Source organism: Fictibacillus sp. NPDC058756, assembly GCF_042746035.1.
Lineage (GTDB): Bacteria > Bacillota > Bacilli > Bacillales > Fictibacillaceae > Fictibacillus.
In genome coordinates, this window is record NZ_JBHYPU010000001.1 from 956,287 (window position 1) to 982,497 (window position 26,211).

The 26,211-nt window shown below is 36.2% G+C and carries 27 protein-coding genes and 1 pseudogene; 27 read left to right on the forward strand and 1 reads right to left on the reverse strand.

What is annotated here, in order from left to right; genetic code table 11:
* The first annotated feature begins 4 nt into the window (after nt 1–4).
* From ACFW35_RS04730 to ACFW35_RS04770, 9 genes are all read left to right on the forward strand, one after another.
* Nucleotides 5–1,330: an MFS transporter gene (locus ACFW35_RS04730; RefSeq protein WP_379844133.1), complete on the forward strand. Its 1,326-nt coding sequence runs from the start codon at nt 5–7 to the stop codon at nt 1,328–1,330.
* Between the two features lie 31 nt (nt 1,331–1,361).
* Entirely contained in the window at nt 1,362–2,225 is an 864-nt protein-coding gene (locus tag ACFW35_RS04735) for an energy-coupling factor transporter ATPase (protein WP_379844135.1), read from the forward strand.
* On the forward strand, nt 2,222–3,094 hold the full coding sequence (locus ACFW35_RS04740; RefSeq protein ID WP_379844137.1) for an energy-coupling factor transporter ATPase: 873 nt from the start codon (nt 2,222–2,224) through the stop codon (nt 3,092–3,094). Before ACFW35_RS04735 ends, ACFW35_RS04740 begins: the two co-directional genes overlap by 4 nt.
* Nucleotides 3,095–3,099: 5 nt before the next feature.
* Nucleotides 3,100–3,945 (forward strand): energy-coupling factor transporter transmembrane component T family protein, encoded by an 846-nt coding sequence (locus tag ACFW35_RS04745; protein ID WP_379844139.1) that lies wholly within the window; start codon nt 3,100–3,102, stop codon nt 3,943–3,945.
* 73 nt (nt 3,946–4,018) lie between these two features.
* The gene (locus tag ACFW35_RS04750; RefSeq protein WP_379844141.1) at nt 4,019–4,576 is read left to right on the forward strand and encodes an ECF transporter S component; all 558 of its coding nucleotides are present in this window, start codon (nt 4,019–4,021) and stop codon (nt 4,574–4,576) included.
* Nucleotides 4,573–5,544 (forward strand): P1 family peptidase, encoded by a 972-nt coding sequence (locus ACFW35_RS04755; protein ID WP_379847384.1) that lies wholly within the window; start codon nt 4,573–4,575, stop codon nt 5,542–5,544. Before ACFW35_RS04750 ends, ACFW35_RS04755 begins: the two co-directional genes overlap by 4 nt.
* An 18-nt stretch (nt 5,545–5,562) precedes the next feature.
* Nucleotides 5,563–6,777: a M20 family metallopeptidase gene (locus tag ACFW35_RS04760; protein ID WP_379844143.1), complete on the forward strand. Its 1,215-nt coding sequence runs from the start codon at nt 5,563–5,565 to the stop codon at nt 6,775–6,777.
* A gap of 44 nt (nt 6,778–6,821) precedes the next feature.
* Nucleotides 6,822–8,288 carry a CoA-acylating methylmalonate-semialdehyde dehydrogenase gene (locus ACFW35_RS04765; RefSeq protein ID WP_379844144.1) on the forward strand — a complete coding sequence of 489 codons (1,467 nt, stop codon included), beginning with the start codon at nt 6,822–6,824 and terminating at the stop codon, nt 8,286–8,288.
* A 14-nt stretch (nt 8,289–8,302) separates the two neighbouring features.
* Nucleotides 8,303–9,664 carry an aspartate aminotransferase family protein gene (locus ACFW35_RS04770; RefSeq protein WP_379844146.1) on the forward strand — a complete coding sequence of 454 codons (1,362 nt, stop codon included), beginning with the start codon at nt 8,303–8,305 and terminating at the stop codon, nt 9,662–9,664.
* Between the two features lie 877 nt (nt 9,665–10,541).
* Here the strand turns inward: ACFW35_RS04770 and ACFW35_RS04775 are convergent.
* Complete coding sequence (locus tag ACFW35_RS04775; protein WP_379844148.1) at nt 10,542–10,775, reverse strand: hypothetical protein; 234 nt, start codon at nt 10,773–10,775, stop codon at nt 10,542–10,544.
* 281 nt (nt 10,776–11,056) lie between these two features.
* Here ACFW35_RS04775 and ACFW35_RS04780 point away from each other — a divergent pair, with 281 nt between their 5' ends.
* The 18 genes and pseudogenes from ACFW35_RS04780 (at nt 11,057) to ACFW35_RS04865 (ending at nt 26,202) form a co-directional block, all read left to right on the forward strand.
* Nucleotides 11,057–11,674, forward strand: coding sequence for a zinc dependent phospholipase C family protein (locus ACFW35_RS04780; RefSeq protein ID WP_379844149.1), 618 nt, complete (start codon nt 11,057–11,059; stop codon nt 11,672–11,674).
* Between the two features lie 91 nt (nt 11,675–11,765).
* A complete protein-coding gene (locus ACFW35_RS04785) occupies nt 11,766–12,218 on the forward strand; it encodes an NUDIX hydrolase (RefSeq protein WP_379844151.1) in 453 nt (150 codons plus the stop codon).
* Between the two features lie 305 nt (nt 12,219–12,523).
* Nucleotides 12,524–13,048, forward strand: a complete 525-nt coding sequence (locus ACFW35_RS04790) for a DUF3267 domain-containing protein (RefSeq protein WP_379847386.1) — start codon at nt 12,524–12,526, stop codon at nt 13,046–13,048.
* Nucleotides 13,049–13,276: 228 nt separating this feature from the next.
* The gene (locus ACFW35_RS04795) at nt 13,277–13,882 is read left to right on the forward strand and encodes a histidine phosphatase family protein (protein ID WP_379844152.1); all 606 of its coding nucleotides are present in this window, start codon (nt 13,277–13,279) and stop codon (nt 13,880–13,882) included.
* A 111-nt stretch (nt 13,883–13,993) separates the two neighbouring features.
* Entirely contained in the window at nt 13,994–14,515 is a 522-nt protein-coding gene (locus tag ACFW35_RS04800) for a GNAT family N-acetyltransferase (protein WP_379844154.1), read from the forward strand.
* Complete coding sequence (locus ACFW35_RS04805; protein WP_379844155.1) at nt 14,512–15,162, forward strand: DUF4937 domain-containing protein; 651 nt, start codon at nt 14,512–14,514, stop codon at nt 15,160–15,162. The genes ACFW35_RS04800 and ACFW35_RS04805 overlap by 4 nt, the downstream gene beginning before the upstream one ends.
* Before the next feature lie 597 nt (nt 15,163–15,759).
* On the forward strand, nt 15,760–16,491 hold the full coding sequence (locus ACFW35_RS04810; RefSeq protein WP_379844157.1) for a geobacillin-26 family protein: 732 nt from the start codon (nt 15,760–15,762) through the stop codon (nt 16,489–16,491).
* 19 nt (nt 16,492–16,510) lie between these two features.
* Nucleotides 16,511–16,681: a hypothetical protein gene (locus ACFW35_RS04815; RefSeq protein ID WP_379844158.1), complete on the forward strand. Its 171-nt coding sequence runs from the start codon at nt 16,511–16,513 to the stop codon at nt 16,679–16,681.
* 258 nt (nt 16,682–16,939) lie between these two features.
* Nucleotides 16,940–17,782 carry a tyrosine-type recombinase/integrase gene (locus ACFW35_RS04820; RefSeq protein ID WP_379844160.1) on the forward strand — a complete coding sequence of 281 codons (843 nt, stop codon included), beginning with the start codon at nt 16,940–16,942 and terminating at the stop codon, nt 17,780–17,782.
* A gap of 203 nt (nt 17,783–17,985) precedes the next feature.
* Nucleotides 17,986–18,333, forward strand: a complete 348-nt coding sequence (locus tag ACFW35_RS04825; protein ID WP_379844161.1) for a hypothetical protein — start codon at nt 17,986–17,988, stop codon at nt 18,331–18,333.
* 74 nt (nt 18,334–18,407) lie between these two features.
* Nucleotides 18,408–18,854, forward strand: a complete 447-nt coding sequence (locus tag ACFW35_RS04830) for a hypothetical protein (RefSeq protein WP_379844163.1) — start codon at nt 18,408–18,410, stop codon at nt 18,852–18,854.
* A 455-nt stretch (nt 18,855–19,309) separates the two neighbouring features.
* Complete coding sequence (locus ACFW35_RS04835) at nt 19,310–20,314, forward strand: serine hydrolase domain-containing protein (RefSeq protein ID WP_379844164.1); 1,005 nt, start codon at nt 19,310–19,312, stop codon at nt 20,312–20,314.
* Nucleotides 20,315–20,951: 637 nt separating this feature from the next.
* Nucleotides 20,952–21,455 (forward strand): GNAT family N-acetyltransferase, encoded by a 504-nt coding sequence (locus ACFW35_RS04840; RefSeq protein WP_379844166.1) that lies wholly within the window; start codon nt 20,952–20,954, stop codon nt 21,453–21,455.
* A gap of 123 nt (nt 21,456–21,578) precedes the next feature.
* Nucleotides 21,579–21,722 (forward strand): annotated as a pseudogene (locus tag ACFW35_RS04845) (NUDIX domain-containing protein); the annotation flags it as partial.
* A 105-nt stretch (nt 21,723–21,827) separates the two neighbouring features.
* A complete protein-coding gene (locus ACFW35_RS04850; RefSeq protein ID WP_379844168.1) occupies nt 21,828–22,280 on the forward strand; it encodes an NUDIX hydrolase in 453 nt (150 codons plus the stop codon).
* Nucleotides 22,281–22,424: 144 nt separating this feature from the next.
* Complete coding sequence (locus ACFW35_RS04855) at nt 22,425–23,636, forward strand: alpha/beta hydrolase-fold protein (protein ID WP_379844169.1); 1,212 nt, start codon at nt 22,425–22,427, stop codon at nt 23,634–23,636.
* A 594-nt stretch (nt 23,637–24,230) separates the two neighbouring features.
* Nucleotides 24,231–25,583, forward strand: a complete 1,353-nt coding sequence (locus ACFW35_RS04860) for a helix-turn-helix domain-containing protein (protein ID WP_379844171.1) — start codon at nt 24,231–24,233, stop codon at nt 25,581–25,583.
* Complete coding sequence (locus tag ACFW35_RS04865) at nt 25,576–26,202, forward strand: GyrI-like domain-containing protein (RefSeq protein WP_066292010.1); 627 nt, start codon at nt 25,576–25,578, stop codon at nt 26,200–26,202. The genes ACFW35_RS04860 and ACFW35_RS04865 overlap by 8 nt, the downstream gene beginning before the upstream one ends.
* The last annotated feature ends 9 nt before the right edge of the window (nt 26,203–26,211 follow it).

Sequence of the window (26,211 nt, forward strand, 5' to 3'; positions counted from 1 at the left end):
TGTTATGAATCAGTCGATTGTCACGATTGAAGAGCGCACTACTAAAAAAGTCTTTAGGAGAATCATTCCCTTTATTTTCTTGTTATATATTGTCGCCTTTCTTGATCGGGTAAATCTTGGTTATGCTGCATTAGATATGAATAAAGACTTAGCAATTGCCAGCTCTACTTTCGGATTAATCTCTGGAATTTTTTTCTTCGGCTACTTCCTGTTTGAGATTCCAAGTAATATACTGCTCCACAAGGTTGGTGCGAGAAAGTGGATTGCACGCATCATGGTCAGCTGGGGCATAGTCGTTATTTTGACAGCATGGGCTCAAAGCGCTACACACCTCTATATTTTACGTTTTCTTCTTGGCGTAGCAGAAGCTGGCTTTTTTCCAGGAGTTATTTTATATATTACTTATTGGTTTCGGGCGAAAGAACAGGCTAGAGCCTTTGCTTTATTCATGACTGCGCTTGCAGCCTCCAATATTATTGGAGCTCCATTATCTACTTGGATCATGGATAACATTAGTTGGGCTGGGATGCAAGGATGGCGCTGGATGTTTATTTTGGAAGGAATACCCGCAGTTATCATAGGGATTGTTACGTATTATTACCTAACAGATCGTCCACAAGAGGCAAAATGGTTAACAAAAGAAGAAAAAGAGTGGCTAATTCAAGAAATTCGCTATGAAAACGAGCAAAAAGAGGGCAGCAAGCATTATTCTGCACGTCAAGTATTGTCTAATCCTCACGTTTGGAGACTATCTTTCATCTACTTAACACTAGTTATTGGGTTGTATGGAATTGGATTTTGGATGCCTACCATCATAAAATCATTTTCATCGATTCTTACGAACACGCAGGTCGGACTCATTACAATGATTCCTTACATCGCCGGCGGTATTTGTATGATATTGTGGGCTCGACGGTCAGACAGGTCAGGGGAACGAAAAATGCACACTGCATTGCCACCTTTATTAGGGGCGGTAGGTTTAATCGGTGCTGGAATAACTACTAATCCGTATTTGTCTGTTGTAATGATGTCCATTGCAACCATTGGAATTTACAGCTTTTTTGGTCCTTTCTGGTCACTTCCTGCTTTCTTTTTGACAGGAGCTTCTGCAGCAGTTGGAATAGCGTTAATTAATTCAATTGGTAACCTCGGGGGATTTGTTGGTCCTTATATGATTGGTTATTTAAATGATCTTACTGGGAACATGGAGGCAGGGTTATATTTTCTAGGATTTAGTTTGATTATTACAAGTTTGCTAGTGTTTAGTATTAAAAAACAAATTTCGGCTGTAAAAACAGATGCACCGTTGGTGAAAACGAAATCGTCATAAGTAACCGGTGGATCTACAAGGGGGGATTTTAATGACAAAGCCTCTTATTCAGGTTAACAAGGTTTCATTTGAATATAGCTTAAACAATAATCGTTCCATACAAGTACTGAATGAGGTTTCATTTGATATTTTTCCAGGTGAATATGTAGCTATTATAGGTCACAATGGCTCTGGCAAATCTACACTTTCAAAACACCTGAACGGTATCTTAAAACCTAGTAGCGGAGATGTTTTTGTTAGCGATTACAATACAAAAGAACAAAAGCTGCAACGTGAAATTCGTAAGAAGGTAGGGATGGTATTTCAGCATCCCGATAACCAGATTATCGCTACCCTTGTTGAAGACGATGTCGCTTTTGGGTTAGAGAATATCGAAGTCCCTGCTTCAGAAATGAAAGAAAGAATTGATTTTGCATTGGAAGCGGTTGGAATGAGTGATTTCCGGAAAAGACCACCTCATCATCTCTCAGGAGGACAAAAACAGCGTGTCGCCATTGCAGGAATTCTTGCGATGAAGCCTGATTGTTTAGTGCTGGATGAGGCAACCAGCATGCTGGACACCTATGGAAGAAGAGATATTCTGAACGTTGTCCGTAAGCTTAATAACGAGGGAATGACGATCATTTCAGTAACCCACCATATGTCAGAAGTAGCTGAAGCAAGCAGGGTCATTGTCATCGAAAAAGGCCAAATTGTAATGGTTGGCACACCCAGAGAAATTTTTCAGCACTATGAACTGCTGCATCAGTTGCAACTCGATGTTCCTGTAGCCAATCAATTAGCCAGAGCGATTCATGAATATGACAATGAATTTCAGTCAGATTTGATCCATAATGACGAGATTATTCAAGAGGTTATGCGATTATCAGCCAAGAGAGGGGTGTATGTAGGATGAATGATAACCCCATTTTAGAAGTAAATCATTTACAGCACATCTATATGGAAAAGACCCCTCTTGAGCACCAGGCGCTCTCTGGAGTCAGTCTGCGAGTGTACGAGGGGGAATGCATAGCAATTATTGGACATACGGGATCTGGAAAATCTACTTTAATCCAGCATTTCAATGGGCTGATGCGGCCCCAGATAGGTGCAGTAATCGTAGATGGCCAGCATTTATCTGATCCAAAGCTAGATGTAAAAGGATTGCGAAGAAAAGTAGGCCTAGTGTTTCAGAACCCTGAGGATCAGATTTTCGAAAAATTGATCGGTGATGATATTGCTTATGGACCATTAAAGATGGGGCTTCCATTAAAAGAGGTAAGAAGCCGTGTGAAATGGGCAATGGAATTAGTTGGTCTTCCCTTTGAAGAACTGAAAGACCGGGTGACCTATGCCTTAAGCGGCGGGCAAAAAAGAAAAGTCGCCTTGGCAGGGGTGTTGGCTCTAAAGCCTAAAATTTTAGTATTGGACGAGCCGACAGCCGGACTTGATCCTTGTTCAAGACAGGAGCTTTTGGACAATATTGTTCAGTTGAACAAAAAAGAAAACATGACCGTCATCTTTGTCTCTCACAATATGGAGGAAGTGGCGTATTTAGCCGAAAGAATTTATGTATTAGCAGATGGTAGAAACCTAATTGAAGGAACGCCTCGGGAAATTTTTGGTAATAATGAAACACTTGCTAAGCATCATATTGGATCACCTCAAACTGTGGAGATTCTTACCCAGTTAAAAGAACGAGGTTATGCTGTCAATCTTAAATCGTATGAAATAGAAGCTGCCACAAAAGAAATTGTTTCTGTTCTTCAATCCTATAGGAGGTGAGGGAGATGGCTAGTTTTGAATTCGAATTAACCCGCAATATTACAATCGGCCAATATTTGCCGACAGGTTCACTCATTCATCGTCTTGATCCCCGTTTTAAGCTTTTAGCCTTCACCATTCTTGTCATTGCAATGGCTATATGTCAGACCTATGTTGGAAACATGATCGCACTTGCTTTTGCCTGTTATTTGTTTTACATCTCACGCATTCCTATCAGCTATGGTTTATCCGGAGTTAAGCCAGCCATACCTTTCATTTTGATATTAGCCGTCTTACAGCTACTGTTCTACAGTGAAATCGCTTCGGGCGGAACGGTTATTGTTGACTATAGCTTTATCCTGATTACGAGTGATAGCATCCGCTTGGTAATGGTTTCTGCACTTCGATTTATTGAAATCATTTTCTTAAGCAGTGTGTTAACGTTAAGCACTTCGACCACACAAATTACACATGGGATAGAGAGTTTGTTGGACCCATTAAAACATGTGAAGTTTCCGGTCCATGAATTTGCGCTGATTATTACAATTGCGATCCGGTTTGTTCCTACGTTCGCGATGGAAATGGAAAAAATGATGAAAGCTCAAGCTTCAAGAGGGGCAGAATTTGGAACGGGTGCCTGGTGGAGAATTATCCAACGAACAAAAGATGTATTTCCTATTATCATTCCTTTATTCAATGTTGCCATGGCACGAGCGGAAGATTTAGTGCTGGCAATGGAAGCCAGATGCTATACACCAGGGAGTGAGCGGTCCATATATACAAAGTATAAAGCTAAGAGCAGTGATTATATGGCGCTTCTTCTCTGTGTTTTGTTTGCTTTTCTCTTACTGGCATTTCCTTTTCCCTATTAGATTATAAATCTGAATTTCTGTAATAAGGAGACACCATTATAGCATTCAATACAAATTTTAGGAGGGCAATAGAATGGAAAGAGGATTAACTACTAGAAAGATTGTCATTGCAGGAGTCTTAGGAGCTGTAGCTATTTTACTAGGTGTCACCCGGTTAGGTTTTATTCCTGTTCCAACTGCTGCAGGTAACGCTACCATCATGCATATCCCAGCTATTATTGGAGGGATCATGCAAGGACCGTTTGTTGGACTGGTCATCGGACTAATATTCGGTGTGTCGTCGTTTCTTGATGCAACCATACCACTATTTAAAGACCCGTTAGTGGCCATTATTCCTCGGCTGTTTATCGGAGTGGCCGCCTATTTAGCTTACGTTTCATTAAGGAGAATAAATGAATATGCTGCTATTGGTATAGCTGGATTTGTCGGAGCTTTTACGAATACGCTACTCGTTTTGACAATGGCGGTAATTAGAGACTATATTGCTCCGGGTGTTGCGGTTACAATCGCCTTAACCAACGGAATTCCGGAAGCGATCGTTTCTGTTATCATCACGCTGGCTGTGGTTGTCGCGTGGAAAAAGCTGGATCATCGTGGAAACAAGAAATCAAAGATCTCAAGAGAAATATAGTGGAACGGTTTCATAATATTACAGACGTTCCGGGCATTAAAATTGGTAATGAAGAAGACAAAGTAGGTTATACAGGCTGTACCGTTTTATTGATAGAGAAGGGTGCTGTTTGCGGTGTAGAAGTCAGAGGTTCTGCTCCTGGAACAAGAGAAACAGATTTACTTAATCCTATGAATCTCGTAGACCGTGTACACGGTATATGTCTAGCGGGAGGAAGTGCCTATGGTCTTGATGCTGCAAGCGGTGTTATGCAGTTTCTGGAAAAACAAGGCATTGGGCTTGATGTTGGTGTTGGAGTCGTTCCGATTGTTCCATCGGCTGTTCTGTTTGATTTGCCGGTAGGAGATCCTGCTGCTCGGCCTGATCAAAAAATGGGATATCAGGCCGCATTAAAAGCGAAACGTGGACGCTTTCCTTTCGGTAATTCAGGAGCAGGATGCGGAGCGACAGTTGGAAAAGTTGCAGGTCACCATAGAGCCATGAAAGGTGGACTTGGTTCGGCGTCTAAAGTTTTCCCAAATGGTTTAATTGTCGGAGCCCTTGTTGCTGTTAATGCGATGGGGGAGATTCGAATTCCTGAAACAAGAGAAGTAATTGCCGGTGCGAGAAATGATCAAGGGAGAATAAGGAGCAGTATAGAGTGGATGCTTGAACAGCCCTCCATTCCCCTAACGGCAGGCACCAATACAACCATTGGTGTTGTTGCATGCAATGCAAAGTTAACTAAATCGCAGGTCTCTAAGGTAGCCTCGATGGCACATAATGGCTTAGCGAGAACCATCTATCCTGTTCATACGATGTTCGATGGGGACACCATCTTTTCATTGGCTACTGGGGAAATTGATGCATCTGTTGATCTGATTGGGACGATTGCTGTAGATGTTTTAGCTGAAGCTGTCATCTTAGCGGTTAAGAATGCTGAAGGGATTGAGGGATTTCCATCAAGTAAAGATGTCTATGAATCTTAATAAGAAAGGACTTGAGCAATGAATACAACGATAGAATCTATTCTTCATTATGTTGATCAAAAAGAAGTGGTTGAACTTACAAGAAGTCTTATTCGTATTCAAAGTGTCTATCGTCCAAAATTCGAGGGTGGTAACGAAGAAAAGGTAGCTCGTTTCATAGTTGATTATCTCAAGAATATCGGTTTAGAGGTTTATTACGAAGAAGTAGCACCAGGCAGGCCAAATGTTATTGCCATTTATGACTCTGGTCTTCCAGGGAAAACACTTTTATTTGAAGGACATACAGATGTAGTGACTGAAGGAGACCTTGATTCTTGGACGTATAATCCCTTTGGCGGAGAAATCAGTAACGGGAGAATTTATGGAAGAGGTTCCTGTGATACAAAAGGAAACCTGGCTGCTGCTATTTCTGCCGTTCATTCACTGAAAAAATCAGGCGCAGCTTTTACAGGGAAAATTATCCTTTGCATCCCATGTGACGAAGAGGGGATGATGATCGGAATTAAAGATTTTATCAGAAGAGGCTGGGCTGATCGCGTGGATGGAGCCATCATCTGTGAACCAGAGGAAAATCAGCTTTGTATTACACAAAAAGGGGCGATGCGCATCGTCTTAAAAACGTATGGAAAAATGGCTCACGGTGCGATGCCGCTTACAGGAATTAATCCCACTACACGAATGGCCAGATTAATTGTTGAATTGGATCAACTGGAACAAATAGAAAAAGAACGTCTGGGTGAACATCCTTATCTTGGCTGGCCGAGTATTACACCAACTATTGTACAAGCTCCTGTTAAAGGTGAGCCTCAAATTAATGTTGTACCGGCACAATGTATGACTGCACTTGATATCCGCACGGTTCCCGGCCAGGATCATGATCAATTGACGAAGGAAATAGAAGACATTATTGAACGGCTCGGCAAGGAAGATCCTGATTTTAAAGCGACACTTGATCTCATTGAGAACAGGCCTTGGACAGAAACGCCTAAAGATCATGACGTGGTCCAGGCTGTGGCGCAGGCATATACACAAGTTACGGGAAAAGACCCCGTCTATAATGGGGTACCAGGGGCAACAGATGGAACGTTCCTCCATCTCGCAGGTGTGCCGATTCTTACAACAGGAGCAGGTGATCGCCATATCCCTCATCATGCTGATGAATATGTGGATATCGATGAACTCGTAGAAACAGTAAAAATCTATACACTTTCCGCCCTTAACTTTCTGAAATAGAACCTTAAAGGAAAAGCGTTCATTTTAAAGGAGGAACAATAAAGATGACAGTAACGAAGAGTAGTACGAAACTTTTGAAGAATTATATCAATGGACAATGGGTTGAATCGAATAGTTCTGAGAATCTGGAAGTGCCAAACCCTGCTACAGGTGAAGTTCTGGCACGTGTTCCGATCTCAACGAATGAAGATCTCAACAAAGCAGTTAAGGCAGCAGATACTGCATTTCAGAAGTGGAAACATGTGCCTGTTCCGAAGCGTGCTCGTATCATGTTCAAATTTCACTATCTCTTGACTCAATATCATGAAGCGCTCGCCAAATTAGTCGTTCATGAGAACGGTAAAGCTTTTAATGAAGCATATGGAGAAATTCAAAGAGGAATTGAATGTGTGGAATTTGCTTCTGGTGCGCCAACACATTTGATGGGGGAAACGCTGTCAAACATTGCAGAAGATATTGATTCAGAAATGTTCCGATATCCGCTTGGAGTTGTCGGTGGTATCACACCTTTTAACTTTCCGATGATGGTGCCCTTATGGATGTTCCCACTCGCGATTGTGTGTGGAAACACGTTTATTCTGAAGCCTTCTGAACGAACACCTATTTTAGCGAATCGTTTAGCAGAATTGTTGACGGAAGCAGGTCTGCCTGAAGGCGTTTTTAATGTTGTGCATGGTGCTCATGATGTCGTAAATGGCCTCCTTGAGCATGAAGATATCAAAGCGATTTCATTTGTAGGTTCACAGCCAGTTGCGAAATATGTATACGAAAAAGCAGCACTTAACGGTAAAAGAGTCCAAGCCCTTTCCGGAGCGAAAAATCACCATATCGTCATGCCAGATGCAGATATAGAAAAAACCGTTCAAAATGTCATCAGTTCAACTTTTGGAAGTGCAGGACAACGCTGTATGGCATGCAGTGCTGTTGTTGTCGTCGGTAATAATGATCAATTTGTGGAAGAACTTCGGAAAAAAGCAGATGGGTTAACAATAGGTAACGGACTGGATGATGAAGTTCTATTGACACCAATCATTAGAGATTCCCATCGACAAAAGGTACTCGGGATTATTGAAAAAGGCATCGAAGAAGGTGCTGACTTGATTCGAGATGGCCGCAGTGAGATGTCTGAGTTAACAGATGGTAACTTCTTGGGAGCTACGATATTTGACCATGTATCACCCGATATGACGATTGCAAAAGATGAAATTTTCGCGCCTGTCCTCAGTATTTTACGTGCTGAAGATTTAAATGAAGGTCTAGATTATTTAAGAAAATCACGATATGGAAATGGTGCTACACTCTATACGAAAAATGCACATGCTATCCGTCAATTCCGTGAAGAAGCGGATGCTGGAATGCTTGGAATTAATGTAGGTGTACCGGCTACAATGGCGTTTTTCCCATTCTCGGGCTGGAAAGATTCATTCTATGGTGATCTTCATGTGAACGGAAAAGATGGAATCAATTTCTATACACGTAAAAAAATGATCACATCTCGCTACGATTACTAAAGGAGTGGAGAGTAATGGTTCTTCAAGTGGATCAATCCAAAGAAGTACTTAACAAAGATGAACAGTTTGTTTGGCATTCTATGAAACCTTATAATCCGCATTCGACAATGGTCGTTTCAAGTGCGAAGGGTGCTTGGATAACAGATATAAACGGTGACAAATATTTAGATGCAATGGCAGGTTTGTGGTGTGTAAATGTAGGTTATGGCCGTACTGAATTAGCAGAAGCAGCTTACGAACAACTAAAGGAAATGGCATACTTTCCATTAACAAATAGTCACTTGCCTGCAGTGAAGCTCGCTGAAAAGTTAAATGAAATGCTTGGTGGGGATTATGTTATTTTCTTTTCCAACAGTGGATCTGAAGCGAATGAAGCTGCTTTTAAAATAGCAAGACAATATCACCAGCAACGTGGCCAGCATAATCGATTCAAAATCGTTTCACGTTATCGTTCCTACCACGGGAATTCAATGGGAGCGCTTGCTGCAACCGGCCAAGCCCAGAGAAAATTCAAGTATGAACCTCTTGCACCTGGATTTCTTCATGTCTCACCTCCAGACACCTATCGGATGCTCGATTCTGATCTTGACCATGCAAAAGATATGGCTTGTGTACAAGAAGTCGATCGGACGATGACATGGGAACTTAGTGAAACTATCGCAGCGATGATTATGGAACCAATCATAACGGGTGGGGGTGTGTTGATGCCTCCTTATGGATACATGAAGGCAGTTAAGGAAGTTTGTGAAAAACATGATGCACTGTTGATTGTGGATGAAGTCATCTGCGGGTTCGGCCGTACCGGAAAACCGTTTGGCTTTATGAATTATGAAGTGCAACCAGACATCATTACGATGGCAAAAGGAATAACATCAGCTTATTTACCACTCTCAGCAACTGCAGTAAAGAAAGAGGTATACGAGGCATTTAAAGGAAATGATGAATATGATTTCTTCAGGCACATCAATACATTCGGTGGTAATCCTGCAGCTTGTGCACTCGCATTGAAAAATCTCGAAATCATGGAAAATGAAAAGTTATTCGATCGGTCTCGAGAATTAGGATATCGATTGTTAAATGAGTTGCAAACTCATTTACAAAACCATCCATATGTCGGTGACGTTCGTGGTAAAGGACTTCTCATTGGTATAGAACTGGTTAAAGATAAAGAAACGAAAGAGCCCCTTGCCATAGGCATGGTAAATGATGTGATCGAAATCTGTAAAAAGAATGGTTTGATTATCGGAAAAAACGGGCTTACTGTAGCGGGTTATAACAATGTATTAACATTAGCGCCTCCATTAAGTATAGAGGACAATGATTTGTCATTTATCATTCAGGTACTCACAAATACCCTGAATGAATTGGTAAAGTAAATGATTAAAAAGGTTGACCCATTTTTTCTCGGGTCAACTTATTTGTTTAGTCTGTTTTAACCCTAGATTAGGGAAGAGTACAAGTACTTGCCAAAACTTACAAATAAAATGAGTGATAAAAACTATTCTGTAATGTATTATAATTCAGTGCAGGATTCCACTACCAATCTAGGGCGATAATAGCTTGCTTAAATTCTTAAAACTGTTAAACCTTCAAAAGGGGAATTTAGTTTGTTCATGTGCCGATTTCGTGCCGATTGGATTTGAAAACTGATTTATCAAGGTTTATATATCTATTGAATACATTCTAAATGAGATCATTAATTATGTTTGAGATGGAAGGTTCAATCGATAATGCTTTGATCCTTCTACCCTTTACCGGAGGAAGTCGATTAATTATTTATCAGCCGTTAATACAAAAAGAGCTTCCAGTTTTGATTTTAAAGGGTTCTAGCACTTATTTTTGCTAAAAAAAACGTGATATATGTTCCGCACACAAGTTCATCGTTGGGAAGGCAAACAAAAATAAACCCCTGATATTATTTGTATCAGGGGTTTACTTACTTAAAATCTAAAAAAACAAAACCCTTGATTCCTAAAGGGTTTTTATCGTTTATGTATGGTGGAGACTAGCGGGATCGAACCGCTGACCTTTTGGCTGCCAGAGGAAATCTAGAAATAAATCTGAGTTAATTCAGTTTCAATAGGATTAAATAATTCTTATTTAATAAGGTTTTTTAGAAATTCAAAATAAAAATAAAACAATTTAAACCAATCGAATAAAATACGTCCGTGCACTAATTTGTGCACTGAATTTTATTTATATTAACTTAAGCTTACAAATAATTGATAATTAAAAGAAAGCTTGATAAAGGGTTTATTGATTTAAGGAACTTTTTCCCTTTGTATGCGAATAGGTATAATCCCAGTATCCCGTTTCGATTTTTTCCAATTGATCTCTCATGTATTCCTTTAGATCGTCTTCCATTTCATCTCCTTCTATCTCATCAGTAGTAAATGTAATTTGCCTTGCTTTTTTAAAATCCATTACAGTAACCTTTCGATTAAAATTAGTAGAACTCTTAACCGTAAACATTATGTCGTATCTCACTTTTAATCACTCCTTTTTGAAATAATTATATACGAATGTACGTTCGATGAAAATTGGAATAAAAACGGGCATTTTATAATATGGAAGAGAATATGGATATAGTTAATTATGGAGAATTTGGGATATAGAGCGAAAGCAGCATTGAAAATGTGAAAGTTTTTATTCAACAAACGGGCCAGATTGTTGAATAACATATTGTGAAAAAGAATAAATTTTGAAATAATTGGTATTAAGCAAACAGGTAGGATAGTTGCAGAAATTATTGAAGGGTGGGGGGAATTATGGGTTCAAGAATAATGCACTCAATTATTGGTAATAAAATTGCAGAGACTTTATCGATAGAAGATAAAACATCATTTTTGCTTGGAAGCATCGCTCCAGACGCTGTATTTTCACACGAAGAAAAAAACTTATCACATTTCTTTATAGGTGATGTACAAGATTATTCAAGAAGTGTTGATAGTAAAGGATTTTTACATAAATATTGTTCGGAAGTAGAAAATTACAACTCTTATATTATGGGGTACTGTGCACATTTAATTGCTGATGATATCTGGCTAAGAGGTTTTAATCTTTCTTGGCTGAAAAACAGAATGGATGCTGATGAAGGATTATACAAGTTATACCATAATGATTTCCGATTACTAAATGGGAAATTACTAGAACACTATGGTTTTACAAATGAAATGAGAAAAACGTTTAGTCTTTTTCCTGCAATTTTAGACTTAGAAGAAGTTAAGTCCAAAGACGTTGAAAATTTTGTTCCTTATGTATTAGGCGATATGGAGTACGATAATGAAGTTTTAAATGAACAACTTAATGTTTTTACGTTTGATCAAATAGTTGGTTATATAGAGACATCAGTTGAAGTGGGATTATTGAAAATAAAACAATACTAACTTAAAAGAGTTTAAGGGTTTGCTGCATAAATATTTTGCTCCGACTCAAGAAAAGTGCAGGATTGTGGGATAAACACTATTGGAGGATGTAATGGGATACATTATGGATTTAAGAAAAGTAGTGGGTAGTCGCCCTCTAATTATGGCTGGTGCGTGTGTAATACTTGTAAATAGTAAAAATGAATTATTATTACAACTTCGTAAAGACAATAATTGTTGGGGATTAGCTGGTGGTTCTTTGGAGATTGGAGAAACATTAGAACAAGTAGCTAAAAGGGAATTATTTGAAGAGACGGGACTGAACGCAAATAATTTAATTTTATTCAATGTCTTTTCAGGACAAGATTTTTACTATAAATATCCTCACGGCGATGAAGTATATAATGTTGTATCTGCCTTTGTATGTAGGGATTATGAAGGTGTATTGAGAAGAGAGGAAAGTGAAGTTCAGGATTTAAAATTTTTTAAGTTTAATGAACTTCCCCCAAACATTAGTCCACCTGATTTACCAATATTAGATGAATATATTAGAAGTGCTTATTAAGCTAACGGGTGCATTTCTGTAATAAGAAATGCGTCTTTTTATATGAAAGGGCATGATTGTGGAGTAACTCTTATACTGCGTTGTAAAATCATACTATGCAACAAAATTTTCCACAATTATGAAAATATGAACAACCATTCGGTATCTTCAGGTTAATTTTAGCAAGATATATTTTGTGATATTGTGAGGTTCTTCACCAAAAGTAATGGTCAGTTTATTGGAACAAGGATCTAAGATATGGGTAAGTTATAGTAGGGAGGTGAGTATTTATGATAATTTGGTTTCGACACCTACCAGAGAAAAATATGGAGTTGTCAGAATGGATTCCTTTCATACGGAATAATTGGTATCGTAAACATTATATGAAGTTTGTATATTTACTTCAGATAATTATTCTTATGATACCTTATTTCTTTAGAACGGGTTTCACAAAGATTAATAGTTTTTCTCTCATTATAATAGGAATTCTTGTCTTCATCATTCACGAAAGTTTACATATTATTGTCGTAAACAAAAAAGGTGATATTAGCTTAACCTTTAGTGGTATATTTTTTTGGCTAAACACAAATGCAACCCTCTCCAAATCGAGATTCTGGATTTTTATGAGTTTGCCCTTTATTGTATTATCTGTTGTGCCATTTGTTATGTCTCTCTATGTATCAGGTAATTTCAAAATAATCCTTCTTTTCGCTTGTTGGCTAAATTCTATAATTTCCTCCTCAGATATCTACAACTCAGTTTTAATAGCTATAAAACCAAAAGACACAGTTTATTGCAGAGGGTATTATAAAGTAAAAAGTTATAACATAAGAGACATATCTAAAGGTTGAGTATATTTTAAAAACTTAGTTGTTATTCAACAGGTGTGTATGTTGTAGAACAAAAACGAAAATCAACAAAGCCATTTGTTGCACAGTACAACGATACTGTTCAGTAGATAAATGTTTTTCAACAATCGGGTGCATTTCTTCAAGAAGGAGAAGTGCATTTTTTATTGAACTTATTAAACAAACGAGAAGGATAGCTAAAGAACTAGATATTAAGAAAAGGGTGGAAGAATGACTACCATAGGACTAATTCGTCACGGAATAACTGAATGGAACTCCTTAGGTAAAGCTCAAGGAGTAAGTGATATTCCTTTAAATGAGATTGGCAGAAAACAAGCCACAAACATTGGAGATAGGCTATCTCTTGAAGAACAGTGGGATATGATAATTACGAGTGACTTATCTAGGGCTTTTGAAACTGCGAAAATTATTGGAAGTAAAATAGGCTTGCCCATTAGTCATACTGATGAAAGGGTAAGAGAAATAAATTGCGGACAGATTGAAGGCACTACGGAAGAACAAAGAGTCAGACAGTGGGGTAGTGAATGGCGTAATTTAGAACTTGGAATGGAAAACTTTGAAGACGTATCTAACAGAGGAATAGACTTTTTAAAAGATATAGTTTGTACATATAAAGGTAAACGTATTTTGGTAGTGAGCCACGGTGCTTTAATCGGATTAACCTTACAAAAGTTACTTCCTCAGAAATTCCAGCAGACTTATATTGATAATACTTCAATTACTATTTTAAGTCTTATAGAAGACAAATGGGATTGTTCTTTATATAACTGTACGCGACATTTAAATCTTATTCCATCAAAGGGTGCGTTGATCTAAAAAGGATTAAACGCTTTTTCTTATGGGACTTATTAAAAAAACGTGCAGGATTGTAGAATAAGTTAATCTATTATAGTTTAGAGTTGGACTTCTGATTGAGGGGGATTTATTGTGAAAATCATAAAATTTGATAATTCCGAAAAAATATTAAAAAGAATAGCAGCTCTTTATAGTAGTGTTTGGAATGAAGATGAAAATGTAATTATTAAACGACTAGAGAAGCATTCAACATATAATGGTTTTAAAGCAATTATAGCAATGAATGATAAAGAACAAATTATTGGTTTTGCATATGGTTATAACTCTCTAAAAGGACAGTATTACAGAGAATTGCTTGAAAATACATTAACTTCAGAACAAGTGACTTATTGGCTCGAAAACTGTTTCGAATTTGTGGAATTAGCTATACATCCTTTTCAGAGAAAGAAAGGCATAGGGAGACGTTTAATTAACTTACTATTAGAAGATGTCGCTAACAAGACAGCAATTCTAACTACACAACAAGATAATATCCCTGCTAAATCATTGTACAGAACATTGAATTGGAAGGTTATTACAGAACCTTTTTTACCAAACGGAGCCGCAGGGAAACCTTATGTGATTATGGGAATGGAACTGGATAACAACATATGATTATTAAAAGTATTAGTTGTAAAGTCAAAGAAGAACATAAGGACAAATTTTATACAGATCAACAAAAATGGGAAGTTTTAAATGGGGTGAAAGGGTTTTTAGGTCAGTTTGGGGGATGGAGCCAAACTGATAAATTAAAAGCTTGTATTTACTCTTTTTGGGTAAGTGAGCAGCACTATAATTTTTTTATGAAAGAAGTACACGATACTATTTTCATTAACTCGGGACAAGGTAAAACCTACTATTCGATAAACGTGCAATTATTTATTGAAAAAATCGCTTTTCCTAGTAACAAATACATTATAAATCAACTGCTAAGTGATACTGAATTTATGCGAATTGCTACTGTACAGGTGAAAGATGAAAAAGTGAAACACTTTGAGGAAATGCAAAGGAATGTGTGGAACATAGGAATGAGTAACGCTGAAGGGATGCAAGGAGGTATGTTTGCAAGTTCAATAAAAGAAGACAATAGTTTTCTTGTTTTATCTGGATGGAAAAATGAGGGCTTCCATCAAAGTTATGTAGATAATATCCTTCCCGAATTATTAAGAAGATCCAATGCTAAAATGGATGCTTTAATCATAGAAGGTGAACAGTTTAAACTGGAAGAGACTTGGAGTGTTATTCCACAGCTTAAGATATGATATGCATATTTTGGATTAGTAATTAACTTACTTAACTTTGCTCCACAATCGGGTGCGATTGAGTAAAAAAACTAAAGAATATTTGGTTATAAAAAACAGCACCTCCAATTGTCAGTTGTGTCTAACAATTGGAGTGTAGTTCATTTGCAGAACTTTTTTACTTGTTAATTAATATACGTTTACCGTGTTTTTTAACTTTTATACACCAAAAGAGAACCCGTTAGATCGTTAAGTTTGTCTGTTTTTGTATGATTGGGTATGGTACTGCGATAATGGGTTCAAATTTGAACTTTAATATTAATATAAATGGAATTTTAGTAAGACGTATACATACCTATGAACTTCAGAAAACCTATAAGAAGAAGCGGATAAACTATTTTCCCCGCTTCTTTTTATATTTTGGGATAAGGCATACTAATATCAAATTTTACTAGAAAAACCGCAAAAATAGGTATTTTTTACCTTTAATTAGATATTTAGGAATATTTTGGTTAAAACAGGGTAACTAATTATTGCTCTGAAGAAAAATAAGGAGAGTGGTGGATTTAGAAGAGAAAAATTTCAGAGTACAAATTTAGATAAGAGGAGATTAGCTACATGAAAAAAATAATTAGTTTGATTTTAACACTTATGTTAACTTTTATGATGTCAGTATCTGGATTTGCAGAAACGAATGCAACTACAACGACTGTAAATGGTGAAACAATTACTACTGAGGTCATACAAGATGACGCCCTATACCGTATTGTAGAAACTTCGGATAGCTCAGGGACTTACATGACGAAGTTTAATAAAACTACAAATGAGGTATCAGTTTTTAAAGAAGGTGAACTTCAACAATCAGAAGTGATTACTCCTAAAGATCCATCTTCTCCGACTTCTGATCCGCCAGTCACGAAAGATTCACCATCATATGTCACAGGTCCAACCGATTCTGGAACATATACAGAAAAGGGAACTGATTATTGGTTTGATCTTTATTATAAAGTGTCTTTCTATGAGAATGATACAGTAGGCTGGACTATATCTTTAAGTGACGCTGCTTACCCTTATTATAAAGAAACTTCAACCAACAGAGACGATTTAGAGAACTTTAGAGAAGCAGTAAACACTGCAGAAACTAAAGAAGATACAGTTATTGCAACAGCAGGTGCGGCAGTCGCATCACTTTATGCTGGTGTCCTATCCTCTGGGCTTACAGGGGGGACAAGTGTTATTGTGGGTGTCTTACTAGCGATTGGTGGAGGTTTGACGGCTGCCATTGCAGGGTTTGAAGCTTTTGACGCGAATAGAGATGCAGAATACTACTATTATCGACTAAAGTCATAAAAATAGGGAGCTGATAGGTATGACATCTGGCTTACATCTAACTTTATTATATGGATTTGCAATTCTATTAGTCGTCATCCCTATCTATGCTGGTCTGAAATATCCTAAATTAAAAGCTTTATGTTTTTTTGCGGCAGGATTATTTTTCATAGGGTTTGCTTTATTATTCATAGTTATTCAATTAAATTAATAGTAAACCCATTCCTTATACTGAGAGATTACAAAATTATCAGTTTACACACCTCAGTAATTATTGTTTATTTTTTTATGATTTTCTATTAACTTATGGAGAATGTTTTCAAGAAGATATTCAACAAAATGGGTGCTTTTATTCATAAGCATCCTTTATTTTGTTTTTACTAGATTGTTGAATAAGCAGTGTTTGGCTTTTCCTTTCCATGCCAATACTAGAATAGAATTTTAATTGGTTCATGGAGTGTGAAATAAAATGTTACTTTCGAACGCGTGGGAGAAGTACCAGCTTGATAAAAAGATAGAAGGGTATTCATTAATTACATTAAAAACGTATTCGTATCAGTATAATTTGTTACTTCGGTATTTTGGAGAAATTGATATGAATCAAGTAGCAACCGATCAGTTAAAAGCTTATTTAATCGAGAAAGGTGAGCATCTTAAGCCATCAAGTTTAGGACATCGAGTTAGGTTTATTCGTTCTTTTTTCAAATGGACACATGATGAAGGTTTTATTAATCAGAACCCTGCAGCAAAATTGAAAGAACCAAAGCTAGGCAAGAGAATTCCAAAATTCCTAACTGAGCTTGAAATTGAACATCTAAGGGAATCTTGTCAAAACACAATGGAGAATGCTTTGTTTGAATTCTTTTACTCCACAGGTTGTCGTATTGGTGAAGTAGTGAAATTAAACCGTAATGATATTAACTTTATAACAAACTCTGTTATTGTACACGGAAAAGGTGATAAAGAACGTGAGGTATATTTTAATACTCGTTGCTCATTGTGGTTAAAAAGGTATCTGGATTCAAGGGAAGATATAGAAGCATGCTTGTTTATAACAGAGAGAAAACCTAGAAGAAGGATGAGTATAGATCTTATGAGGTACATCATAAAGCGTATATCCAGTCGTGCTATAATCAGGAAAAGTATTCATCCCCACCAATTACGTCATAGCTACGCTACGAATATGATCAATAATGGAGCACCTCTTGAGGTAATACAAAGTCTATTAGGACATGAGAAAAGCGAAACAACAAAAATCTACGCTCAATTTAGTGGGAAGCAAAGACATGATTTGTATAGTAGATATTTCTAAAGTGCGTTTTAGTAGACGTACTTTTTTTATTGAATTAAGGATTGAGTTAATTGTTATAATTTGAAATAATTGGTATTAAGCAATCGAGCAGTAATGTTTAATAAGCAAGTCGTAGATGCGTAGTAGACTTATACTGTGCAATAAATAATATCGCTTATGAAAGAATGACGAGTTAACATTAGATATTTGTAGGAGGGAATAACATGTATTTAGGACCTTTAGAAGAACGTCTAATTAGGAATGATGAGATAAAGCTTGTGACAGCCGCGCTGTATGAAGCAAAGGTAAAGGATGATGAAATTCTGCGCGTTTTGATTGAGGTATGTGAAATCGACCGAGAACGAGCAATGACTGCCTTCCAAAATGAGAAGTTGCTTTTTTCTCCTTGTAAAAAATTGCATCAATATTTAATTTTGGAAATGGGCTTTAACGCCAATGATGCCGATGTGTTTGTTCGTGGACGCGCGAAGTCTGCACTAGCAAGGAATACTGAATTAAGCAAATTGCCCCCAGCTAAAATGTTTGAAGCTATTAATAAGGCTAATAAATAGACGATTACGTTTGTAGTTAACGTCTCTATGTATCTGACGATAACTGTATAGTATTAAAAATTGGAGGTTAATAAATGCGAGAATTATTATCAAAAGTAAAGAGGATAGGGATAGAATCTGGTGTTATTGAGATTCGTCTTTACTCGGATGAGACTGACCACTTTATATATTTTAATTTTTATGATGAATATACAAACGTAGATAGCGCCTTAGAATCCATTTCTTTAGTTGAGTTCAATTCAATTAAAGAATCAAATGTAGTAGGGGAATTTGATTTGGAACATATAAAGAACAGTAAGGAAGCTAACAAGGTAAAAAAGTTACTCTTGAACAAGGTTAAGGACATGGAGGTTCAACTAATCAGTAGAGCAAAAGAACTAGCTAAGGAAATAAGCGAAAAGACTGGAGTTAGTGTGATAGTTGATAATGACATAAAAGGGGAGCCTCAAGTGGTTACAGAATTCGATATTAACATGTCGATTGCTCGAGAAGCTTTAAGAGGTATTGATTATGATTATTAATACAAAAGAAAGAAAGCTATTTTCTGTGTCTTAATTGCACAGTACAAATATATGTTCAGAAGGAAATAGAAACGGACGATAGCCATAAAATTGGTTATCGTCCTTCTTTAACTATAGGGTGCGTTTCTTAAGGAACTCATAATTATAATGTTGAATGTAACTATCCGAATATATACTTCGTCTATTTTTAAAAAAGAAAGGAAACATATAGATGAAATATTTTCGGTTATCAAAAATATTCCCAAGTTTTTTAAGTGGAGTATTTTACGGTAGCATTGTCACTATGTTAATTGTTTTTTTACTGATGATAATTGGAATTTATCCATAAAGATTTCTTCAATAATCGGATGAGTTGATCCAAGAAGGATTAACGCCTTTTTTTTGGGAACTTATTGAACAATCGAGCAGGATTGTTGAATAAGGAGTAGGAGTAATTAACGGGAGATGTAGAAAAATTGTCTAAAAACTATCAAAGATTAATTTCATATGTAGAAGAAATAATGGAGCTTAATCATAGCAGTGCTTCTTCAATTGTTGTTATAAAGGAGAACGAAATCATATTAGAGCATTATGGTGGCTATCATTCTAATTTGGTAAGATCAATACCGATTACAGAAACCTCTGAGTTTAACGTAGCATCTGCAAGAAAGAGTTATTTAGGATTAGCGGTAGCTTTAGCTTTGTATGAAAATAAAATTAAAAGTCTTGATGACTATGCAATAGATTATTTCGATGAATACGATAAGGAATTGCTTGCAAACACAACTCTAAGGCATTTAGTCACTCATTCTCACGGATTACACCAGAAAGGTGATGGAACTATTTTTAGAGAGTTCGACTCAGGCGAAGGGTGGGCTTACAGAGGAATTAACGTATTAATGATGACAAAATTAATAAAAAAGCTTTATGGAAAGAGTTTTCCCGAATTACTAAAAGAAAGAGTATTTTTACCATTAGGTTTTAAAGAAACTGCTTGGTATACAAAACCTAATGAAAAACTGGTGCAAGTTATTGATAGTCCGAACGAAGCTGCAACATTTAAATTAGGAAGTTCAGATGATGGCAGTGACTCAAACCTGCATACCACAGCTCGTGAGTTTGCTTTATGGGGTAATCTTCATTTGAATAATGGATTTGTGAATGGCAAACAAATTGTACCAAAAGAAGTTATAGAATTAGCTATCCAAGTACAAAACCCAATTTACAAAGATAAAGATACACCACAAAACGGATTGTTTTGGTATGTACAAGATACACCATCCCTTAAAAGCGAAATAGGAGAGAGGGTGCCTGAAGGTTCTTATCAAATCTTAGGTATAACTGGACCAACTCTATTAGTTATTCCTAAACATAATCTTGTCGTGGCAAAAATGTATAATAAGAGGTATAACTACGGGGGAGACAACTACCTTTATTATTTAAGAGAGTTCAGTAATATAGTAGCAGATATATTCAAATAGAAATATCTTGATTAATTGACTCATTCTTTACTACATATTTTTCTTCAACAATCGGATGTATTCCTTCAAGAAGAAGAGTTGCTCTTTTTATTGGAAGTAGGTTGAAAAGAAGGAGTCCACCCTTTTATACAGAATACTCAAATATCCTAAGCTATACTAATTGGTTAGCAACCAGTTGTGAAAATATTGATTGTTGAAATAGACGGTTTCTTCCACCAAGTGCAAATAACAGGTAAAAAATGTACTGTTTTTGAACTGAAACTAAAGTATCTAGCTACTAAAAAGCTGTGTAATAACATTAGAGATCTTCCCGATCTATTCTGTCGTATGCATAACTTTGATCAACTTCCTTATGACGATGAGATAGAAGTTGATTTTGTTATTGATACAGATACCGATAGAATTTATACTCCTACATATTAAGGAACCTTGTTAATAGCTGTTTTACTTAGCTTTTCTTTTTTGAATAATAGAATTCATATAATGAGTTATCCTACAATCGGGTGCGTTGATCCAAGAAGGATTAACGCCTTTTTTATGGAACTTATTGAACAATCAATTATTAAACAATCGTAGCAGTTTAGTTGAACAAGGAATTACTCGAAATTGGAAATATGTTAGGGAGCGTGTTACTTATATGGAATATCGTACAAACAGTGAAGTTAAACTACGAGATGTCACAGAGGAAGACCTCCCCATCTTCTTCGAGCAACAACTAGATTCTACGGCGAACTATATTGTTGCCTTCACAGCTAAGGACCCATCGGATAGGGATGCATTTATGAATCATTGGACAAAAATTAAAGCCAACGAGACCATCACCATCAAGACTATAATTTTTAATGGGAATGTCACTGGACACATTTCGAACTTTGAACAGTTCGGAGAACCTGAAGTCAGTTATTGGATTGGAAAAGAATATTGGGGTCAGGGGATTGCAACTAAGGCGTTATCTGAGTTTCTGAATTATATCAAGATACGCCCACTTTTTGCTCGTGCCGCCAAAGACAACATCGCCTCCATTCGGGTCTTGGAAAAATGCGGGTTTAGAATTACCTCTGAGGATAAGGGTTTTTCCAACGCTCGAGGAATGGATGTTGAAGAATTTATTCTGAAGCTTGAACAATTTGATGTTAATTAATAACGGAGAACCATTTAAGTTTAAAAAAACCAGCTTTTTTAGGTTGGTTTTTTCTTTCTCTTATTTAACAATCGGGTGCTTTAGTGAAAAAAGACTGTCTTTTTGACGGTCCTTTTTTGGTGAGTCGAATACGGAGAGGACATTCTCTATTCAGCTCAGAGGGAAGTTAAAGAGGAAACAGGGTATGATGTAAAACTAATTGGTACTACTGGTGTATATAATTTTGTTAGTAGTACAAACAATCAAGTTATTTTATTTCATTTTATCTTCTCTTTTTAGAGGAATTATTGACTGGTTTATCAAAATATAGACTTATTGCACTAACGGCGCAGGTTTCTTGAAGAAGAAAATATATATGTACAAGGAGAAAAAATGACAGATAAACCGATTGTTTTAGTTGCTAGTGTTTCAATAATTAAAGATGAGGAAGTTTTAATGGTTAAAGAAAACCAAACCAAATGTAATAAATGGAATTTTCCAAGTGGACACATTGAAATGGGAGAAGACATTCTTTATGCAGCCAGGAGAGAGGTGAAGGAAGAGACGGGATTAGATGTAGAACTTACATATACAACTGGTGTTTACAACTTTATTAGCAGTTCTAAAGACCAAGTTATTTTGTTTCATTTTTTAGGACAGGTTATTGGGGGTTCAATTAATCTTCAAGAAGATGAAATTATAGACAGTGCCTGGGTGAAGGTAAGTGAATTAATAAATGCAGACGATGATAAACTTCGCAATCCAAGTGTTATGAAACAAATAGTAAATTGTCTTGTTAAAAAAAATTACCATCCGATTAGTGTATTCCATAAACAAATTATATAAGAGTCCTTGTTCAACTAACGGGTGCATTTCTTTAAGAATGAGAAGTGCACTTTTTTGATATAGGGGTAGATTTCTTGAAGAAGGTCTTATCATAAATAATCACGAATAGTAGTACAATTACTAATTCAGAAAGAGGTAATTACTATGGTGCTTAATCAAGAAAAAACACAAAGTCCTTTCGTGAGTAACTTTTTAGCCAACATGGAGAATAAAGAACAAGCTTTGAAAGATTTTTTAAATGATATCAGACTTCGTGGTACACCAATTATTGAAATTTGTCCGAATAATCAAGTATTTAAATTAGTCACATTTATTTGGATTGGTGACAGCGCAACAACTAATGTACATGTATTTGGTAGCTTTCCGGGATGGGATATTTCTAATTCTCGCTTAACTAACATTAAAGGAACTGAAATATGGTATAAAACTTATCGTACCAATGAAACATTTGTCTCCACTTACCGGTTTTCAATAAATGATCAGTTTAAAGAAGATTGGGTTAAAAGAAGTAAGAACTATCAAAATGATCCTTTTAATAAGAATACCTTTTTATACGTTAAAAATTCTGTAGACCCTGAAAGCAAAGACTCTCTAACATCTATTTTAGAACTAGGAATGACTTTAGATAATAATGATACTCAGACTCAAGACTACTCCAAAGGTAATCTTGAGATTCATGATTTCACTAGTGCCATTCTTAACAACGAGAGGCGAATTTGGATATATACCCCTAGCAATTATCTTGATAAAGAAACTCCATGTAAATTACTCATCAGTTATGATGGGCGACCTACAATGACCACTCTTAAAGCACCTACGATTTTGGATAAATTAATTCATAACAAAGAGATCCCTCCTGTTGTTATGATAGGTATTAATAGTGTAAATCGATTCCAGGAACTCACTTTTAATCATGACTTCATCAAATTTCTATCTAATGAATTAGTACCCTGGGTTCGTAACAAATATAATGTTTCTAAAGATCCAAAAGATAATATAATATCCGGGTTCAGTCTTGGTGGATTAGCTTCATTTTTTGCAGCTTTCAATCACCCTGAAATATTTGGAAATGTATTGTCACTATCAGGTTCTGTACATTGGAAAAAAGAAGGATATGAAGGAGAAATCCCTTGGATGCTACAGAGTTTTAAGGATAACAAGACTTTACCAATAAAAGTATTTATGGAAGCTGGAATTCTCGAGAATAAACCACTTTTGGATAGTAACAAAAATCTGCATAAGATACTTAAATCTAAGGGGTATGATGTTCAGTATAATGAGTTTCTTGGTGGTCATGATGATATATGGTGGCAAAATGAATTACCACAGGGTTTAAAGTATTTGCTCAATAATTAATTTAACTCCATAATTAAAATTCTTCGTTTACTCCGCAATCGGGTGCATTTCTCTAAGAAGGAGATCTGCACTTTTTATTGAACGTATTGAACAAACGTGCAGGATGGTTGAATAAGCAAGAGTGGATAAAGGTGAGAAAAGTAACATATGGAGTAGGAGAAAGTATGAAAATGAGCAAAAGAAGGAGATGCAGGAGATCTATAAGAAGTATATTCAGGGAATTCAGAAGTGAATTATTATTTGAATTACTATGGAACATCTTAACTTTAATTCCAAGAATGATGTTCCGCTTAATAAAAAGCATTTTTAACCACTATTAAACAGAAAGGTCAACCAGAAATTCTGTTTAATCTTTTATTACGATCCGGTGCGATATTGGTGTGATATTTCACCCTTTTTTTGTTTGTGAAGGTATTGTTGGTAAATCGAAGCAGTACTTAGATCAATCATTAAGTAGAAATACTAAGTTTGTGAAATAATGGGTTTTTGATAAAAAAGGACAAAAATAAAATCTGAATCTTTGTTATAGTTACAATCAAAGAACTATTCTTTCACAATCTTCGTCGAATTTTCTTTTATGAAAGGTGGTGAATAATGAATTACTTAGTTAGTGTTCAAGCAGCAATAGATTTTTTAGAAGAAAATATTGAAGAGAAAATAGAGTTAGAAGATGTTGCAAAAATAGCCTCCATGTCACTCCCACATTTATACCGCATGTTTTACTCTCTTACTGGTTATCCAGTAAAAGACTACATGCGTAAAAGAAGAATTAGCATCGCTTCAGACCATCTAAAATACTCTAATCGTACAATCTTGGATATTGCTATTCATGTTGGTTTTGAATCACAGGCATCTTTTACAAAGACATTTAAGAAAGTAGTTGGAATTACTCCAAAAGTATATAAAGATTCGGGTATGTTTTTTTGTTTTGACCGAATTGATTTATATGAAAAGATTAATTACTTAGAGGGACGTGAATTATTCGATAGATACCCAGACATAAAGGTCATTCAAGTAAAAGACATGGTGGTATTAAGTTATATACATAGAGCAGACCGTTTAGATGGAATTGAAAAGGAAGCGCTTACGGTAGTTCAATACCTAGTTCAAGCATCTGATTTAAATGAAAAAAAAATAAGGATTTTCGGACGAAATATAGGATACGATGAAGCTTTGGATAAGAAATCTCAATTATATGAATATGAAGTCATGATATCTATTGAAGATCCTATTGTTTATTCAATAGCCGGAATGCCTATTAAAACTATTCAGGGTGGCATGTTTGCAGTGGGGGTAACACCATCAACTAGTGATGCCAGTATTCTATCATTATGGAATCAAATGTATTCAGAGTGGTTGCCTAAAAGTTCGTTTAAAGAAGGCAAACATACGTATTTGGAAGAGTATATTACCTTTAATGAAAAACTTGTTCGAATGAAACTATATTTGCCAATAGACCGCCAGATAAGACCCGAGCTGATTACAGTAGAGGAAACAGAATCTTTTAGGGTGTCATATAGTAGGAGTTACGGACATGGTTGCCTAGTGAAGGCGGATAAAACTTTATCTGAATGGCTAAGATCTACGCCATCAATAGACTATTTCAATGCTAAGCTTTACTTGTCATACAACTATGATTCTGAAAATGACTTAGAGCATTGGGGTGAATATGGTATTACCAATTATCTAAATCATGAAGATATGAACACTCAAAGTATTAATCAAAAGGTATTGGGTGGTGGATTATTTGCTGTTATTGAAACTAGGGCATACGGAACACTTACGGGTATTTTAGAAATTATGCACCGGTGGATCGTAAGTGGAGAAAAATATATTCTAGATGATTCTAAACAGTGGTTTGCTCAATATCAAGTAAGTTCAACTAACAATAACATGAGTGTGCGAATCTATATTCCTATTATAGAAAGGGGCAAATTGTATGGGTGACAGAGCTGTAAGAAACCTGTTTCCTTTAGAAGATTATCATCCTCAACGAACTCCACAATCGTTGCAAGTTCTATTAGGGCAACGAGAGAAGCATCAAAAAAGCAGAAAACTAGAAGTTAAAACAGTTATTATTGAACAGTTTAAAATGATAGCTATAAAAGTAAACGGTCGTATGGAAAACTTTGAGGCAGGGCAGGAAGTCCGTAAAGGCTGGAAAAAACTAAGCCATTTATTATCTTCTTATGATTCAATGGCAATCGAAGAAAATGAAGGAATTGTCTTTTATGATCAGGGAAATATGGTGAAATCAGACGGAACAATTGACCTTTGGGTAGGAGTTAAAGTGAGTGACATTACTCATACAACTGAGGAGTGTAGAGGATTCACCATACCTGAAAGAAGGTATGCGAAAATTGAATGCTGTTGTTTCAGTAAAGCAGAGATGGACCGTAGATATCATTATTTAAGTGAATGGATTAAAGAAGAAGGATATCAGATTAATCATGATACCGGTGCTTTTTCTCTTGAACCGAATCGTCTTGACACATTTAATCCTTTTGAAGTGCCAGCTCGTGAAATTCAGGCATTTGATTTTGATATTTTATATCCCATTAAATAAAGGAGAGGT